This is a genomic window from Nostoc sp. CALU 1950, assembly GCF_051172895.1.
GTDB lineage: Bacteria > Cyanobacteriota > Cyanobacteriia > Cyanobacteriales > Nostocaceae > Nostoc > Nostoc edaphicum_A.
The window spans coordinates 1-17,769 of the sequence record NZ_JBDNJQ010000168.1; the positions used below are offsets into that span (position 1 = coordinate 1).

The window sequence follows — 17,769 nt, forward strand, 5'->3', positions numbered from 1 at the left end:
TAACATATTTTGGGCTGTTTTTATCGGATTTTTCTTAACATTCAACACTTTTGCATTACTTATTAGTACAGCCAGACGCCAATACAGCAACTTTAGCCGATTGTTCTAAATCAATCGGCTTTATCAATTTTTTATATTGAGAAAATTACATAATTAGCTTTTAAAAATTTCAACTGTAGGAATTTGACTGCTAAAAAGTTTATCCTACAAGACGTTGACTAATTTAGATATGGAAATTAAAAGTATTTTAGTTTCTCACTAAACTCTCAAATTTAAATTTGAGGTTATTTGAGCGATCGCAGTAATAATACAGTAGAAAATATACTATTTTTAGCGTAATTTTGTACTTACTTATCATATTACTTTTTGACCTCAAAACAAACGTTATAACTACCAATTAAATTAAGGGACGAAAGCGGATATTTAGCGATGTGTAACTAATCTCTGCTCTCTACTCCGTATTTTCAAGGTGGGTCTAATTAATCAGAGTGCAACTGTCAGAAAAGAAAACTTCTAAAACGCAAATTAATTTTACTGAGGAATTACAAATGTCAAATCAAAATATTATTTTTATTGATCAAGCAGTTATCGACTACGAAAGCTTGATTGCTGGCATCCAACCAGGCACTAGTGTAGTAATCCTTGACTCCACCACAGATGGAGTAGAACAAATCACTCAAGCTTTGCAGGGTGGCAAATACCAATCAGTTCAAATTATCTCCCACGGCAGTAGCGGAAGTTTGCAATTAGGAACAACCCTACTCAATGTCAACAATTTGAACTCCTACACCAATCAATTGCAACAGTGGAGAAATTATTTAACTGATGATGCCGACATTCTGCTTTACGGTTGCAACGTGGCATCTTTCGATCAAACTTTTGTGCAACAGTTGAGCCAAATCACAGGCGCAGATGTGGCTGCTTCTGATGACATCACAGGAAATGCCGAATTGGGGGGTGACTGGGATTTAGAAGTGAAAATTGGAGAAATTGAGTCAGATTTAGCCTTGGCATCAAAGGTCGTGATGGCTTACGACTCAATTTTAGCCTCCAACACAGCACCAACACTGAACAACACCGGTAATCCCACACTGGCTGCCATTGCCCAAGACGTAACGGATACCAATAACTCCGGCACTTTAATTTCCGTCATCCTTTCTAGAGGTGCAGGTGGCAACCCCATTACCGATCCTGACACAGGTGCAGTAGAAGGAATTGCCGTCATTGGTGTAGATAATACCAACGGTACTTGGCAATACTCCATAAATGACGGTGGCAACTGGATTAATTTGGTTGTATCCGATACTTCTGCTACATTGCTCAGAGATACAGGAAAAATTCGTTTTGTCCCCAACTCTGGCTACAAGGGCACAGCGGAATTCGCTTTTCGCGCTTGGGATACCTCAGACGGCAACATTAGTGGTGCTACTAACATAGTCCCCGGCGTTGGTGGAGGTACAACAGCTTACAGTAGCGATACTGAGATTGGTAGTGTTTCAATTATACATAACACCTTTGATGTGGGATTAAGACCCTATTCCATTGTTGTTGGCGACTTTGACAAAGACGGTAATATCGATCTGGTAACGGCAAACAAGTCCTCTCAAACCGTTTCGGTACTTTTGGGAAATGGTAATGGCACTTTTAAGTCTGCTAGCAACTTTAGTACGGTGGGGTTCAATGGCTTAAGTCCTTCTTCTGTTGCTGTAGCCGACTTCAACAAAGATGGGAAATTGGATTTGGTAACGGCAAACAATCTGTCAAATAACATTTCGCTGTTGCTTGGCAAGGGCGATGGCAGCTTTCAAGCTGCTGTGAATTTTGCTTTGGAGTCAGCCTTAGCACCGATATCTATTGCAGTGGGTGACTTTAATAAAGATGGAAAATCTGACATAGTAACAGTAAACAACGCCTCCCAAAATATTTCAGTGCTGTTGGGAAATGGTGCCGGCGGCTTTGGAACTGCCAAAAACTTTAAAGTTCCTAGCCGTCCCACTTCCATCACAGTAAGCGACTTCAACGGGGATGGAAAATCTGACCTAGCGGTGACGAGTTCTTACTTCAATAACGTCTCAATACTCTTGGGAAACGGTGACGGCACTTTTAACTCAGCCACTCAATTTGATGTGGGAACAAATCCTAATTCTGTTGTTGTCGGCGATTTCAATAAAGACAACAAATTGGATTTGGCGGTGGCGAATTATGACTCTAACAATGACTCTAATGTCTCTATTCTGTTGGGTAATGGGGCTGGCGGCTTTGGAATTGCTACTAACTTTGATGTAGGGTTAAATCCCGCATCCGTTACAGTGATTGACTTCGATAATGACGGTAACTCTGACCTAGCAGTGGCAAATGCAGGCTCAGACACGGTTTCAGTGCTGCTGGGAGATGGCAATGGTGGCTTTGGAATTGCCACGAACTTTGTCGTGGGGACAAAACCCTATTCTGTTACAGTAGGCGACTTCAACAAGGATGGTAAATCTGACTTGGCAGTGGCAAACAGCGAATCTAAAAACGTTTCGCTGGTAAACGCTGAGGATGAAACTTATGAACCTGTTCCCCCTCAACCGATACTTATCAACGAAATTCTGTTTGATCCTCTAAGTACAGATACCTCGAAAGAATATATCGAACTGCGTGGTACTCCCGGTGCGATTCTAGCACCTGGAACTTATTTCGTTGGGATTGAGGGTGATTCCGCTAATAACCCTGGCAATGTTCAAGATATTTTTGATTTGTCTGGTAAGCAGTTTGGTAGCAATGGGTTACTAGTTCTTCTGCAAAAAGGCAATAGTTATGCAGTTAACTCTGGTGCAAATGTAGTAACTAATATTGGAACTGGAGCCGGATGGGGCAATGGAACTTCAAGTTCAATGGGTCATAGGGGCACAAATGACATCGAAAATGGGTCTGTTAATTTCTTTTTGATTCAAACTACTACTGCACCTAACCTTAACAATGATATTGACTCGGATAACAATGGTATTGCTGATGGTGCTACTTACTCAAATTGGACTGTGCTGGATTCAGTTTCGGTTTTAGATGGGGGAACTACAGACATAGCATACGGCTCGATTGTATTTAGAAAAGGTTCTGTCGGTTCAGTTCCAACGAATGCCGCAGTTGTTGACACTTCATTTATTACTGGATATGTAGGACGTTCAGGTGACACTACTGGTTCAACAGCCTCGGATTGGGTAGCAAGTCTAATCACTGGCACAGCACCAAATTTTTCATTAGGTAATGCTGCTAACACTTCACCTGGAAACTTTGCTAGTCAACCACTAAATCACATTGGAGGCACTAATTTTGTTCCTCCGACAAATCTCAATTACGCCATTTCAACTACTACACCAACTGTAACTGAAGGTAATAGTGGTAGCCAACCTGTTACTTTCACAGTGACTCGTAGTGGCGATACTGCCGTTGCCAGTACCATAAATTATACTTTGGATGGCACGGCAACTTTTGGCAGTGATTACAACGCCATTAAGGTTGCGGGTGTGACAAGTACTATATCTGGAGTTGTAATCTTTGCTGCTGGAGAAACAACAAAGGCTATTACATTTAATGTTCTGGGTGAAAAGGTAACTGAAGTTGATGAAACCATTAATCTGACGCTGAGTCACCCGAACCAACAAGATCCTATTACCAATCCAGCTTCAGTTACTATAGTTAACGATGACAATCCACCCACTATCTCCATCGCAAATAAAAGTGGTAGCGAAAGCATTGGTAACTTCTCTTTTACTGTCCAACTCTCCAACGCAAGTACTAATGTAATCACAGTCGATTACAACACTAGTAATGATACTGCGATCGCCAATGTTGATTACACCCCAGCCACAGGAACCCTCACTTTCAACCCTGGAGTTACTACTCAAACAATCACGATACCGATTCTCGATGATTTAGTTGCCGAATCCAGTGAGCGCTTTTTTGTCAATCTCACAAACCCCACCAATGCCACCATTAGTGATAGCCAAGCTATTGGTACTATTTTTGACAACGATATAGCAGGTGTTACTATCTCTCCTACAACTGGGCTAGTAACTACCGAAGCTGGTGGCACAGCTAACTTCAGTATTCAACTCGATAGCCAACCCACTGCTGATGTCACCTTCAATTTGAGTAGTTCCAAGGTGAGTGAAGGTACTGTTTCAGTTTCTAGCGTGACATTTACCGCAGCTAACTGGAATACGCCCCAAATCATCACGGTTACAGGTGTTGATGATGGTATTGCAGATGACAACACTACTTACCAAATTATTACTGCCAAAGCAGTTAGTAGTGATGCCAAATATAACAACATTATCAATCCTGATGATATTGATGTCGTTAACATTAAAAATGGTAATCAAATTAATAGCATTATCACTGGTACATCTAAGCCTGATAACCCTATACAGGGAACTAGCTCAGACGACCTGATTTTTGGTTTTGCTGGTAATGATGTGATTGTCGGCGGGCTAGGAAACGATCGCATTTATGGCGGTTTTGGTACTGATAATCTCACAGGTGGTGCAGGTAATGATATCTTTGTAATTGTCAAAGGTGAAGGTAGAGATACTATCAAAGATTTCAACATTAATGAAGATTTAATTTCTTTATCAGGTGGTTTAACCTACTCAGGTTTGTCTATTACTCAAAGCGCCAATGATACTTTGATTAAGGTTATTTCTGGTAACGTTAATTTTGCTTTGTTAACTGGAATTACGGCATCAAATTTAAACGCTAGTCATTTCATTATTGAGTAAGATATAGGAATCCGCTTTGATTTCTGAACTGATTTGCGTAGGCAGGCAATAGGCAATAGGCAATAGGCAATAGGAAAGAAGGCTTCTTAGTTGTACTGAGTTTTTTCAGAAATCAAATATGAGTCCTATAGGACTCAATACTTGTCGGGTTTTGGGGACAAGGAGCGGGGGAAAAGGGAAAGAAAAAACCTTTAACCCTTCCCCTTTAACCTTTTTCCCAAACCAAATTCCAGTTTAAAATCCAAAACCCGAACTGTATTGGGAATGGAAGTAAGGTTTTCTAGATCAAATTAACGGTATAGCCAAACACGCAATAGAGACAGCAATTGCTCGGTATCTACGGGTTTGGTGATGTAATCTGATGCGCCTGCTTCTATACACTTCTCGCGATCGCCTTGCATGGCTTTAGCGGTCAGTGCAATAATCGGCAAAGATTTAAATTGATCGTTTTGGCGGATTAAGCGTGTTGTTTCGTAACCATCCATTTCTGGCATCATTACGTCCATCAAAATGACATCAATATCTGGTGTATTTTGTAACAGGGTGATTCCCTCTCTGCCATTTTCAGCATATAAAACCTGTATTTGATAACGCTCTAGCATACTGGTAAGGGCGAAAATATTACGCATATCATCGTCTACAATTAGCGCTTTTTTGCCTGTGAGTAAGTAGTCTTGTGAATGCAGTTGTTCAAGTATTTGTCGCTTGGGTGCTGGTAAATTTGCTTGGACTCGATGTAAAAATAATGCTGTTTCATCAAGGAGACGTTCGGGCGATCGCACATCTTTAATAATGATTGTCTCTGCAATCCGTCTGAGTTCCGTTTCTTGAACTTTGCTAATTTCTCTACCTGTGTAGACAATAATTGGCAAAGTTTTGCCGTTAGGTAGAAGTTTTATCTGCTCGATCAGTTCAAACCCGGTCATGTCGGGTAGCCCTAAGTCGAGGACAAGGCAATCAAAATGCTGTGAGCGGATGGCTTCTAATGCTGCTGCACCATTTCCCACAGCAATGGTCGAAACATCGCTGTTGCCAATTAACTCAACAATACTCAGCCGTTGAGTGTCGTCGTCTTCCACTACCAATAAATTTTTCACCTGGCGCTCAACGAAACCTTTAATTTTGCTCAACGCCTCGGATATTGTCTCGCTGGTTAAGGGCTTTTGCAGATATGCGATCGCACCTAGTTGCAAACCGCGTTGTCTGCCTTCCTCTACGGTCATGATATGTACGGGAATGTGGCGGGTATTTGGGTCATGTTTCAGACGATCCAATACCGTCCAACCATCCATTTCTGGCAACCGGATATCTAGCAAAACGGCTGAAGGCTGAAATTGCTGCGCTAACATCAAACCTGTACTGCCGGTTTGGGCTGTTATCACCTTAAATCCATGCTGTTGCGCCATCTCTAGAAGGATACGCGCAAAGTTTACGTCATCTTCGACAATTAGTAAGACGCGATCGCCTCTTTCTATAGTAGTGCGATCATCACTAATTAGTGCTGAGTGCTGAGTGCTGAGTGCTGAGTGGGGAGTGAGGAGTGGGGGGTGGGGAGTGGGGAGTAGGGAGTAGGGAGTGAGGAGTGCCGATCTAGACTCAGCAATCGATTGTGGTAAATAGAATGTAAAGGTGCTACCTTCACCTGGTTGACTGATTAGTTTAATTTCACCGCCGAAGAGACGGGCGATTTCGCGGCTAATTGATAAGCCTAATCCGGTGCCGCCATATCTGCGACTGGTAGAGCCATCGGCTTGCTGGAATGCTTCAAAAATTACTTTTTGTTTGTCGGGGGCAATGCCAATACCTGTATCGCTGACTGAGAAGGCAATCACCATCTGGGCGCGATTTAAGGTTTGATGGTCGTTGCTCCAGCCTAGCTTGGCCACTGCAATCCGTAAGCGTACCTCTCCTTGCTCTGTAAATTTAAAAGCGTTGGAGAGGAGATTTTTCAACACCTGTTGTATACGTTTGACATCTGTATAAATGCTGTTTGGCAATTCGGGAGTAAATTCAATTGCGAAAGCAAGTCCTTTACTCTGAGCGATTTGTCGGAAGGTACGCTCAATCTGCTCACCCAACTCTGCCAATGGCATTTGAGTCATGTCAATAGACATCGTTCCAGATTCGATTTTGGCGAGATCCAGAATGTCATTAATTAACGTCAACAAGTCAGTACCGGCTGAGTAAATTGTTTGGCTGTATTCGACTTGCTTGGCGGTGAGGTTGCGATCGATGTTATCTGTTAACAACTTGGCCAAAATCAACAAGCTGTTTAGCGGTGTCCGTAATTCATGGGACATGTTGGCGAGAAATTCTGATTTGTATTTTGAAGAAAGGGCAAGTTGTTCCGCCTTATCTTCTAAAGACAGTCTTGATTGTTCAATTTCACGATTTTTGCGCTCGACTTCTTTCTTTTGTTGAGCTAACAATTCTGCCTTTTCTTCTAATTCGGCGTTGGTTTGTTGCAGTTCCTCTTGCTGTCCTTTGAGTAAATCTTCGGAGGCTTTGAGTGATTGGGCTTGTTGTTCTAAACGCTGGTTGGTTTCTCGGAGTTCGCTTTGTTGGGTTTGTAGTTCTTCGGCTAAAGATTGCGATTGCTTGAGTAATTCTTCCGTTCGCATCGATGCTGCGATCGTGTTAAGGACGATCGCTATACTTTCGGTAAGCTGGTCGAAAAATGTCAGATGTATTTCGCTAAAGCGGCGAAAGGAGGCTAATTCAATCACTGCTGTCACCTGTCCTTCAAACAGTACAGGTAACACCACGGCATTTAGGGGCGTGGCTTCTCCTAAACCAGAGGTAATTTTGACATAATCGTTCGGTACTTCCGTTAGCAGAATTCGCTCTTTTTCTAAAGCGCATTGTCCCACCAAACCTTCACCCAATTGGAAGCGGTTAGCTAGATGTCTGCGTTCGCGGTAAGCGTAGCTACTAATTAGTTTCAAATACGCGATATTTTCCCCAGACTCCATAAGGAAAAATACACCGTGTTGCGCTCCTACCAAAGGTGCTAGTTCTGAGAGAATTAATTTAGATACAGTTTCCAAGTCTCGTTGACCTTGGAGCATTCGGGTAAACTTGGCTAGGTTCGTTTTCAACCAGTCTTGTTCGGTGTTTTTCTGCGTTGTCTCCCGCAGGTTGGCAATCATTTGGTTGATGTTGTCTTTAAGTATTGCTACTTCCCCTAATGCTTCGACGGCAATTGAACGAGTTAAATCACCTTTAGTTACAGCTGTAGCAACTTCTGCGATCGCTCTTAACTGAGTTGTCAGTGTAGCAGCAAGTTCATTTACATTATCTGTTAAATCTTTCCAAGTTCCAGCCGCCCCAGGGACACTAGCTTGTCCACCCAATTTCCCTTCAATTCCCACTTCTCGCGCCACTGTGGTTACTTGATTGGCAAAGGTTGCTAGGGTATCAATCATCTCGTTGATTGTCTCTGCTAAGGTTTCAATTTCTCCCTTGGCATCTAGCATCAGTTTCCGTTTCAAGTCACCGTTGGCAACGGCTGTCACCACTCTGGCAATACCGCGTACTTGGGCTGTTAAGTTCCCCGCCATCGAGTTAACGTTATCTGTTAAATCTTTCCAAGTACCCGCGACACCTTGGACTTGCGCTTGTCCGCCCAATTTCCCTTCAGTTCCTACTTCCCGCGCCACCCGCGTCACTTCACTGGCAAAGGAACTGAGTTGATCTACCATCGTGTTGGTGGTGTTCTTCAAATCCAAAATTTCGCCTTTGGCATCGACGGTAATTTTCTTGGAAAGGTCGCCATTTGCTACTGCTTTCGTAACTTCGGCGATGTTGCGAACTTGTCCGGTGAGGTTCCCCGCCATTGAGTTTACGTTGTCTGTTAAATCTTTCCAAGTCCCAGCTACTCCTCTGACGTAAGCTTGTACGCCCAATTTACCTTCCGTTCCCACCTCACGGGCAACCCTGGTAACTTCCGATGCAAAAGAATTTAGCTGATCCACCATTGTATTAATGGTGTTTTTGAGTTCCTGAATTTCACCTTTCACATCGACGGTGATTTTTTTAGATAAGTCGCCGTTTGCTACGGCTGTGGTAACTTCGGCAATGTTCCGCACTTGCGCCGTCAAGCTTCCCGCCATGAAGTTTACACTGTCAGTTAAGTCTTTCCAAGTGCCGGCTACACCTTTGACTTCTGCTTGTACGCCCAGCTTACCTTCAGTTCCCACTTCACGAGCAACTCGCGTCACTTCACTTGCAAAGGAATTGAGTTGATCCACCATTGTGTTGACGGTATTTTTCAACTCTAAAATTTCACCTTTGACATCAACGGAGATTTTTTTAGATAAGTCGCCATTCGCTACGGCGGTGGTAACGGCGGCAATGTTTCGCACTTGTGCCGTTAAGCTTCCCGCCATGAAATTCACGCTATCAGTCAAATCTTTCCAAGTACCAGCCACGCCGCGCACATCTGCTTGGACACCCAATTTACCCTCACTTCCCACCTCCCGCGCAACTCTTGTGACTTCACTTGCAAAGGAGTTGAGTTGATCCACCATAATATTGATGGTATTTTTGAGTTCCAGAATTTCGCCTTTGACAGCAACAGTAATTTTCTTGGATAAGTCACCATTTGCGATCGCAGTTGCAACTTCAGCAATGTTTCGCACTTGATCGGTGAGGTTCCCGGCCATTGAGTTTACATTGTCGGTCAAGTCTTTCCAAGTGCCAGCCACACCACGCACTTCTGCTTGCACACCCAGTTTTCCTTCAGTTCCTACTTCCCGCGCCACTCGCGTCACTTCACTAGCAAAGGAACTAAGTTGATCCACCATTGTGTTGATGGTGTTTTTCAACTCCAAAATTTCGCCTTTGACATCAACGGTAATTTTTTTAGATAAGTCGCCATTTGCCACAGCAGTAGTCACTTCGGCAATATTCCGCACCTGTGCTGTTAAACTTCCCGCCATAAAGTTTACGCTGTCGGTCAAGTCTTTCCAAGTGCCGGCTACACCTTTGACTTCTGCTTGAACGCCCAGTTTACCTTCACTTCCCACCTCACGAGCAACCCGCGTTACTTCACTTGCAAAAGAACTGAGTTGATCCACCATAATATTGATGGTGTTTTTGAGTTCGAGAATTTCACCTCTGACATCGACAGTGATTTTTTTCGATAGATCACCATTGGCGATCGCAGTGGCAACTTCGGCGATGTTGCGAACTTGTCCGGTGAGATTACCCGCCATTAAGTTCACGTTGTCTGTTAAATCTTTCCAAGTACCCGCTACTCCCCGCACTTCTGCTTGGACGCCCAACTTCCCTTCAGTTCCCACCTCACGCGCAACTCGTGTCACTTCACTTGCAAAAGAATTCAGTTGATCCACCATCGTGTTGACGGTGTTCTTGAGTTCCAGAATTTCGCCTTTCACATTGACGGTGATTTTTTTCGATAGATCGCCATTTGCGATCGCGGTGGCAACTTCGGCGATGTTGCGAACTTGACCAGTGAGATTACCCGCCATCAAGTTCACGTTATCAGTTAAATCTTTCCAAGTACCCGCCACACCTTGCACTTCAGCTTGGACACCTAACTTCCCTTCAGTTCCCACCTCACGGGCAACCCTGGTAACTTCCGATGCAAAGGAACCGAGGCGATCTACCATCGTGTTGACAATCTTAGCAGTTTGGAGAAATTCACCTTGGAGGGGTCTGCCGTCAATTTCTGTTGCGATCGTTTGGGATAAGTCACCATTGGCGACTGACCGAATTACACGAGTAGTTTCAGCAGTTGGTTGAACTAAATCTGTAATCAGAGTATTGACAGAAGCAACACAATCTGACCAAGAACCACGAACATCTCCGAGAGAGGCGCGATCGGCAATTTTGCCTTCTTTGCCGACAACATTACCAATCCGTTGTAGTTCGGCCGCCATCCGCTCATTTTGATCAATAATATCATTGAGCGTATCAGCAATTTTTCCCGCCACACCAGTATGATCTATTGGCATCCGAGCCGAGAAGTCACCCTGTTTAACAGCATTCAGCGTTCTCAATAGCTGATTTAAATCTAGATTGTCGCTGTCTCTAGTTAACTGTTCGGTTGCCATAGCCTTATCCTTAATCTTGAATCTTGAGAAATTTTTTGTATTTTTTGCACCCCGTACCTAGTTAGAGAACTTTTAGGTAATGCGGATAAAAATAGAGAGTAGGGAATAGAAAGTGGATTAAACTAATTTTGATGGGTGCGAGTGTAAGCAGTTGATAAAGACTGCAAATTAAATAGTATTGCCGTCGTATCTGACATACCACTTAGCTAATGATAGCTAGTTGGCCTATGTTATGCAGCATCAATTGTCGGCGAATACAGCATCGCACAGTAAAACACAAGATGACAATTAACATTACGTTTTTTGATTTTTGGAATTTGAGGAAAGCAGCAAATCAACAAATTCTAGGTTTTACCCCTAACCCTCCTTTTGCAAAGGCTACGGTGTACACACAAGATTTCTAGAGTTGCGCCACAGGCTTTTGATTCCCCCAACCCCCCTTAAAAAGCTACGGTGTACACACAAGTCCTAAAAACCTAGCTTGATAAGCATTTCCTTGTTCCCAGTCTCCGACTGGGAATGCATTCATTGAGTCTCTGACTCAATATCTGACTAGAGGCAGAGCCTCTAATCAGGCATTCCTATGCAGAGCATAGGAACGAGATAAACGAGAGAACAGTGAGAAATTGATCTTTTTTCGACTTGTGTGTACACCGTAGCCTTAAAAAGGGGGCAAAAAGCTCTCAAAGTCCCCCTTTTTAAGGGGGATTTAGGGGGATCTAGGACGATTTTGGTTTTCTAGAAAGATGTGTGTACACCGTAGCCTTGCAAAGGGGAGGGAACTAGATTTCTTAATCCCCCCAATGCATCGGGGGATTAAGGGGGGTAATTCGGTTTATACACCTTAGCCTTAAAAAAGAGGAACTAGTGCCCCCTTTTTTAGAGGGTTGGAGGATTTCAAACCACGGTAAATTGAGTGCTTGAGCTTAAGTTGACACTAAACCCCTATTGGATTTTACTCAACTCGCGATCGCACCCGCACCCGACACCCCATTCATAGATCCATTTGCAGAAGAAAGCTTCACAGAATCAGCTGCTAAAGAATCGGTGAGTTTGGAATTGCCTAGTACGCTTCGCTTCTTCTTGGTATTACCTCGTCGCGCACCACCCGCCATCTCATATTCTGGGCTGGTTTTACCGTAACGGCTGCCAACTCCTAGTAACATTTTTTCTGACATCGTTATTACAGCCTTTTCTGCGTTATTCACGTCATCTGTGAGTTTGTCAATGGTAGATAATGCAGTGTTGTAGGCAGCAAGCTTAGACCGGAGATCGTTAATTGTCATCGTGTAAGCTTGGATAGTCAATCCTTCGCCAAAGTTAAGTTCTACACTGATAGATTGTAAACTTTCAATCCGGCGATCGGCTCGTTCTAAAACGCTGGAATTCCTTTTACGACGTGCCATAATGCATCTCTACTACTAGATTATAGTACTGTTTTATACCAATAACTTTCTGGCTGTCATGGGAAAATATAGCAAATCAGTTGCGATTACATCTCTAAAAGTTTAGTTGATTTTACTTAGGCTATGTTTTGTTTTAAGTACTAACTAGATTCATAAGCTCATTACAACAATTGCTGCAATGATTTAAGCCTTTCTTATATATGGAATAGCATTTGTTGCAAAGTATTAAACAATTGCTGCAATAGCTTATACATTTGCAAGAAAGACTTAAGCCTTTCTTATATATGGAATAGCATTTGTTGCAAAATATTAAGCATTTGCTACAACGGCTTATACATTTGCAAGAAAAACTTAAGCCTTTCTTATACATGAAGTAACATTAGCTGCAAAGATTTAAATTTTCATAGCCTTAAACGTAGGAGCGTAGGCGTAGCCCGTCGTAGACATCGCTTTTGCTTGTTGTCTGAGATAATACCTCTTGCATAAATCAAAAATAAGAATCTCAAAAAGACAAAACGTAGCTTTAGTTCCCCTCCCCTTAGCAAGGCTACGATGTACACACAAATCAAAAAGCTCAATTTCCGATTGTTCTCTCGTTTATCTCGTTCCCATGCTCTGCATGAGAATGGGTTATTAGGGGCTGCTGCCTTAGGAGTAAATTTTCATGATTAATCTTTCTAAAATAAGTAAAATTGACTTTCTGGTTTTAATTTCTGTTGTCATAATTGGTTTGATACATTTACCTTTTCCATTTTCAGGAGATCAAGCACTATTTACAACAGGTGCTTTGGAGATGCAACAAGGAAAGGTACTCTATCGGGATTTTTGGGATCTAAAGCAACCTGGAATTTATTACTTTTATTTCTTAGCAGGAAATTTGTTTGGTTTCAATGAGATTGGCATCCATATATTTGAACTTATTTATATGGTGTTTTTCTCCATAATATTGCAACTGACTTTAAAAACTTATTTTCAGCATCGGATAATAGCAAGCTTAGTACCTTTATTAACGGTTGGCGTTTACTATATTTCTTCATATCATCGGCAATTTACTCAAGTAGAAGGTCTAGTTGGTTTTCCTTTATTTATATGCCTTTGGCTAACTTATCAATCTTTTAATCATGAAGGCAAGCCGAGATTTATTCAACTTTTAATATCAGGCTTTATGGGTGGAATTGTCTTGATATTTAAATTAATATTTCTGCCTATTTTGCTTGCTTTTTGGCTAACTATCTTGCTCCATTCTGTATTAATCAAACATCAGAAATTTCAAAAAATCTTTATTGAAATTTGCTTACCAATTTTTCTAGGACTTATCTTTCCTATTCTAATTGTTGTCAGCTACTTTTCTGGAGTTAATAGTTTATCAATTGTATATAAGACATTTTTTGTATATCCCAGGCAAGTGGTTGCTGATGGCACTTTTAATATATCTAAGTTAGTTTTTGGAACAGCATGGTTCTTAAAGAATTTTGTCACTTTAGTTTTAATTGCTACTGTTGCAGTAAATGTATCCTTGCGTCAGGGTAAGAATTTATTGACTTTGCTACTTGTTGTTTGGTTTGTTTTGGGGCTGGGTATGATTGTTCTACAAACCAGGTCACTATGGAGTTACCATTATTTACTATTATTTGTGCCTACAGGTATTTTAGCAACTAAAGGTTTAGATATATTATGGCAGCCTTTCAAAGAATTGAGTTCACGACGAATTAAGTTTCTAGTATCATTTTTATTTTTATTACCTTTATTATTAAATTTCCAATTCAAGAGTGTGGCTCTAGTTAAGAATAATTTTGCTTTAACTGAAGATACACGATTTAAATATCAGACTGTATTTAGAGAAGACTATACATTGCTTCGTTCCGAGATTGGCTTTCTCTCTCAACCAGGAAATTTACCTGGTGAGATTTTTGTTGCTGGTGACCCGTCTATTTACTACTTATCTGGTCGTACTCAAGCAACATCATTAAATGGATGGTCACTTGAATTATTTCTATCTGAGCAATGGCCACAACTTCTACAGGAGTTAGATTTATCCAAGCCTCCTTATATATTTATTAGTGATAACGATGAGAGTCGCATTAAAGAAGGATTTCCCAAGATTCTAGAATTGATTGAGAAAAGATATCATATTTTATCCAAAAGTAATGATGGTATTTGGTATATTTTAAATTGATAAGAGGATGTTTTTAAAATCTTCTTGTCGGGATCAAAAATTTTAGATCCCCCTAAATTCTCCGATAAATTGGGAAACTTTGATTCCGGTTTACCCCTTTTTTTAAGGCTACGGTGTACACACAAGTCTTGAAAATTGCCCCACAGCCTTTAGATCCCCCCAACCCCCCTTAAAAAGGGGGGCAAAAAATTCTCAAAGTCCCCCTTTTTAAGGGGGATTTAGGGGGATCTACAAGTGCCTAAAGTCACAGCGAAACACTTTTCAAATAACCTCTAAGACAGACATCAAATGCTGACGTACACTAATGTACCCAATTCACTAAACCGTTACTCCCTCCAACTCCTCATCTGTCAACTCATACAATTGGCGCAATTTATCTAACTTATCACCATCAGCTTCCCAAAAACCCCGCCCATGCGCCTCCAACATTCTCCCTAAAATATTGCGAAAAGCCTCCGGATTTGCCTTACGCAATTTATCCGCCATCTCTGCATCTAATGCATAAGTATCAGCCGCTTGGTCATAAACCCAATCATCGGTAAAATCGGCAGTACCACCCCAACCAATCAACGCCGTCATCCGTTGGGAAATTTCAAATGCACCACCAGAACCTTGATTCGCCATCGCTTGCGCCCATTTGGGATTTACCAATTTGGTGCGATACTCCATTCGCAGCAAATCATCTAAATTGCGAGGTGTAGTATCTTTCGAGAAACTTTCCACAAAACTGGTTGTAACCTTCTTACCGCTTTGTTTTTCTGCCGCCTTTTTCAAACCGCCGGTGTTGGCGTAATATTCTTGAATATCCGTTAAACCATATTCTACCGAATCGATTTCTTGAACAATGCGATCGCTAGTTTTTAACAACGTATTCAACACTTCCGGTCTAGCTTGACCTTTATCTTCTCTCCCATAGCTGAATACATTGCGACTTTGCCAAGTATTCCCCAACTCCTCACCAGATTCCCAGTTACCATCCACAACCCGATCATTTACCAAAGAACCAAAATCACCCGCCGGGTTAGAAAACAATCTCGCTGATGCATTTTCCACACCTTGGGCTTTTAAGGCTAAAGCGTGTTTCCTAATAAAATTCTGATCTTCCGATTCATCAGCATCAGTCGCCCGTTGAAATAAATCATCCAACAATTCGATGATATTTACAAAACTATCCCGGAAAATCCCAGATAAATTACCCAACACATCAATGCGGGGATGTCCAACTTCCATCAACGGTTTCAATTCATAACGAACAATTCTGCCAGTTCCTTCCTTAATAGGTTCAGCCCCCACTAATTCCAGCAGAATACCCAGAGATTCTCCCTTAGTTTTAATTGCATCTAATCCCCATAACATCACCGCCACCGTTTCTGGATATTTATCATGTTCATCCAAATACTGGGCAATAATTTTTTGAGCAATTTCTCGTCCCCGTTGGTATGCAGCAGGTGAAGGCATCCGATAAGGATCTAAAGCATGAATATTTCTCCCCGTAGGTAACACACCAGCCCCATCCCGCAACAAATCCCCACCAGGCGCAGGCGGAATATATTCCCCATTCAATCCCCTTAATAAATTCGTTAACTCATCCGTAGATTGCATCAACAAATCCTTTATTAGTCTCTCCTCTTTTTCTCTTTCTTCAGGTATTCCTTTCTCATCCCCAAAATAAGCCTCCAAATACGACGCCAATTCCTCCTCATTTGGTGCTTCCCCCAAAATATGCAACCCAGAAGAAAACAACCGATTTTCTAAAACTTGCAAATATTCGTACAATTCCACTAAATAATCATCAAAAGCATGGCTGCTAAACATCCGAACATTTTCGGGAGTGAACGCAATACCTAACTTTTTAGCATCTTCAAACGGACAATCTGCATCTAAACCAGAGTCCACAATTTTTTTACAAATCCCTTCTTTAAGCAGATAATTCTTTTGCGGATCTTCGCGATACTCCGAGATTAAATCTCGCAATGACACCAATTCTTTATATAAACCTGCACGACCATAAGGCGGTACATTATGAGAAATTAATACACCATAACCGCGACGTTTTGCCAACATGGACTCAGACGGATTATTTGCTGCATATATATATAGATTAGGCAAATTTCCTAACAGTATATCTGACCAAGAATAACCAGTATTACCCAAAGGAGAACCGGGCAACCATTCCACCGTCCCATGCATCCCAAAGTGAACTAGAGCATCAGCTTGAAACTCATTTTGCAGCCATTTATAATAAGCAACATATTGCGGATGGGGCGTTAAATCTCGTTCAAACATTAAGCGCATGGGGTCGCCTTGTATCCCCAAAGGTGGTTGTACACCTATCCACACATTTCCTAATTGCACACCGCCAATCTGAAATTCATCACTATAGGTTTTAATTCCAGTCCCTGTGAGAGATTTCCATTGTTTTTCGATGCGAGATGTTTGCAGATATCCCAGCCATTTTTCTAATGTGCGGACATTTACAGTCCTTATGGGCTGGGCAATATCAGCGTCATTATCTACACCCACAAGAGGATTAGCTTCATCCGCTTCTTTCACCCAGCGAATCAATTCTTCCCCATCTTCCGGTAAATCCCCCACGGTATAACCTTGTTCTTTGAGTGCGTGGAGAAACTTCAGCAAACTACGCGGTACATTTAATAATGCAGCTGTGCCCACAGCGCCATAACCTGGAGGAAACCCGTATAAAATTATGGCAATCTTGCGTTCCGATGCAGGTTTTTGCCGTAAAGACACCCAAGTTTTCACCCTACCAATTAATCGCTGCACCCGTTCGGGAACCAGATAAATATTTTCGCCCACCAAACCACCGAGGGGAACGGTATCAATCGCCCCATCCAATTCTGGTAACGCGTATAACACTACACTTTGCAATCCGCCGACACCTTGGCGCGTCCACGAGGAAATATCTTGAATTAATAGTGGTGCTGCAACAATATAAGGTACATTCTTGGCTGTGAGGATGCGCTTTGCTACTTCTACCTGACGCCCTGCTTCCATTGAACCAGCCGGGCCACCCACTAAAGGAAAGCCAATTGTGGAAACGATCGCATCTACTTTTACTGCTTCACTAGAAAGTGAGGCTGTCTCTATATTACCTAGTTGTCGTTGCTGAATTTCATAGTCGGTTGTCATCAAATCTCGTACTGCTACGTGTCCTTCTACGCCGTTGATGAAGATGGGTAAAGGAGTTAAGCCGGCTTTTTCAAAACTGCGAATCAGTTGCGGAATGTAGGGTTGTTTGGTGATGACGTGTTTTCGGTAGAGGAGAATTCCGATAATCGGTTTTGTAGAGACGCGATTCATCGCGTCTATTGGGAAGACGCGATGAATCG

The 17,769-nt window shown here is 42.1% G+C and carries 5 protein-coding genes; 2 read left to right on the forward strand and 3 right to left on the reverse strand.

The annotated features are described in order from the left end of the window. Nucleotides 1-548: 548 nt before the first annotated feature. Nucleotides 549-4,760, forward strand: a complete 4,212-nt coding sequence (locus ABF638_RS30920; RefSeq protein ID WP_435026692.1) for a DUF4347 domain-containing protein — start codon at nucleotides 549-551, stop codon at nucleotides 4,758-4,760. Between the two features lie 290 nt (nucleotides 4,761-5,050). Here ABF638_RS30920 and ABF638_RS30925 read toward each other — a convergent pair whose 3' ends face one another. Together ABF638_RS30925 and ABF638_RS30930 are read right to left on the reverse strand one after the other, a co-directional pair. Next, nucleotides 5,051-10,837: a HAMP domain-containing protein gene (locus tag ABF638_RS30925; RefSeq protein ID WP_435026693.1), complete on the reverse strand. Its 5,787-nt coding sequence runs from the start codon at nucleotides 10,835-10,837 to the stop codon at nucleotides 5,051-5,053. 959 nt (nucleotides 10,838-11,796) lie between these two features. After that, nucleotides 11,797-12,243, reverse strand: a complete 447-nt coding sequence (locus tag ABF638_RS30930) for a hypothetical protein (protein ID WP_435026694.1) — start codon at nucleotides 12,241-12,243, stop codon at nucleotides 11,797-11,799. A 664-nt stretch (nucleotides 12,244-12,907) separates the two neighbouring features. Here ABF638_RS30930 and ABF638_RS30935 point away from each other — a divergent pair. Then, nucleotides 12,908-14,419 (forward strand): hypothetical protein, encoded by a 1,512-nt coding sequence (locus tag ABF638_RS30935; RefSeq protein WP_435026695.1) that lies wholly within the window; start codon nucleotides 12,908-12,910, stop codon nucleotides 14,417-14,419. Between the two features lie 318 nt (nucleotides 14,420-14,737). Here ABF638_RS30935 and ABF638_RS30940 read toward each other — a convergent pair. Next, on the reverse strand, nucleotides 14,738-17,769 hold a 3,032-nt coding region (locus ABF638_RS30940), incomplete at its 5' end, for a cobaltochelatase subunit CobN (RefSeq protein ID WP_435026696.1).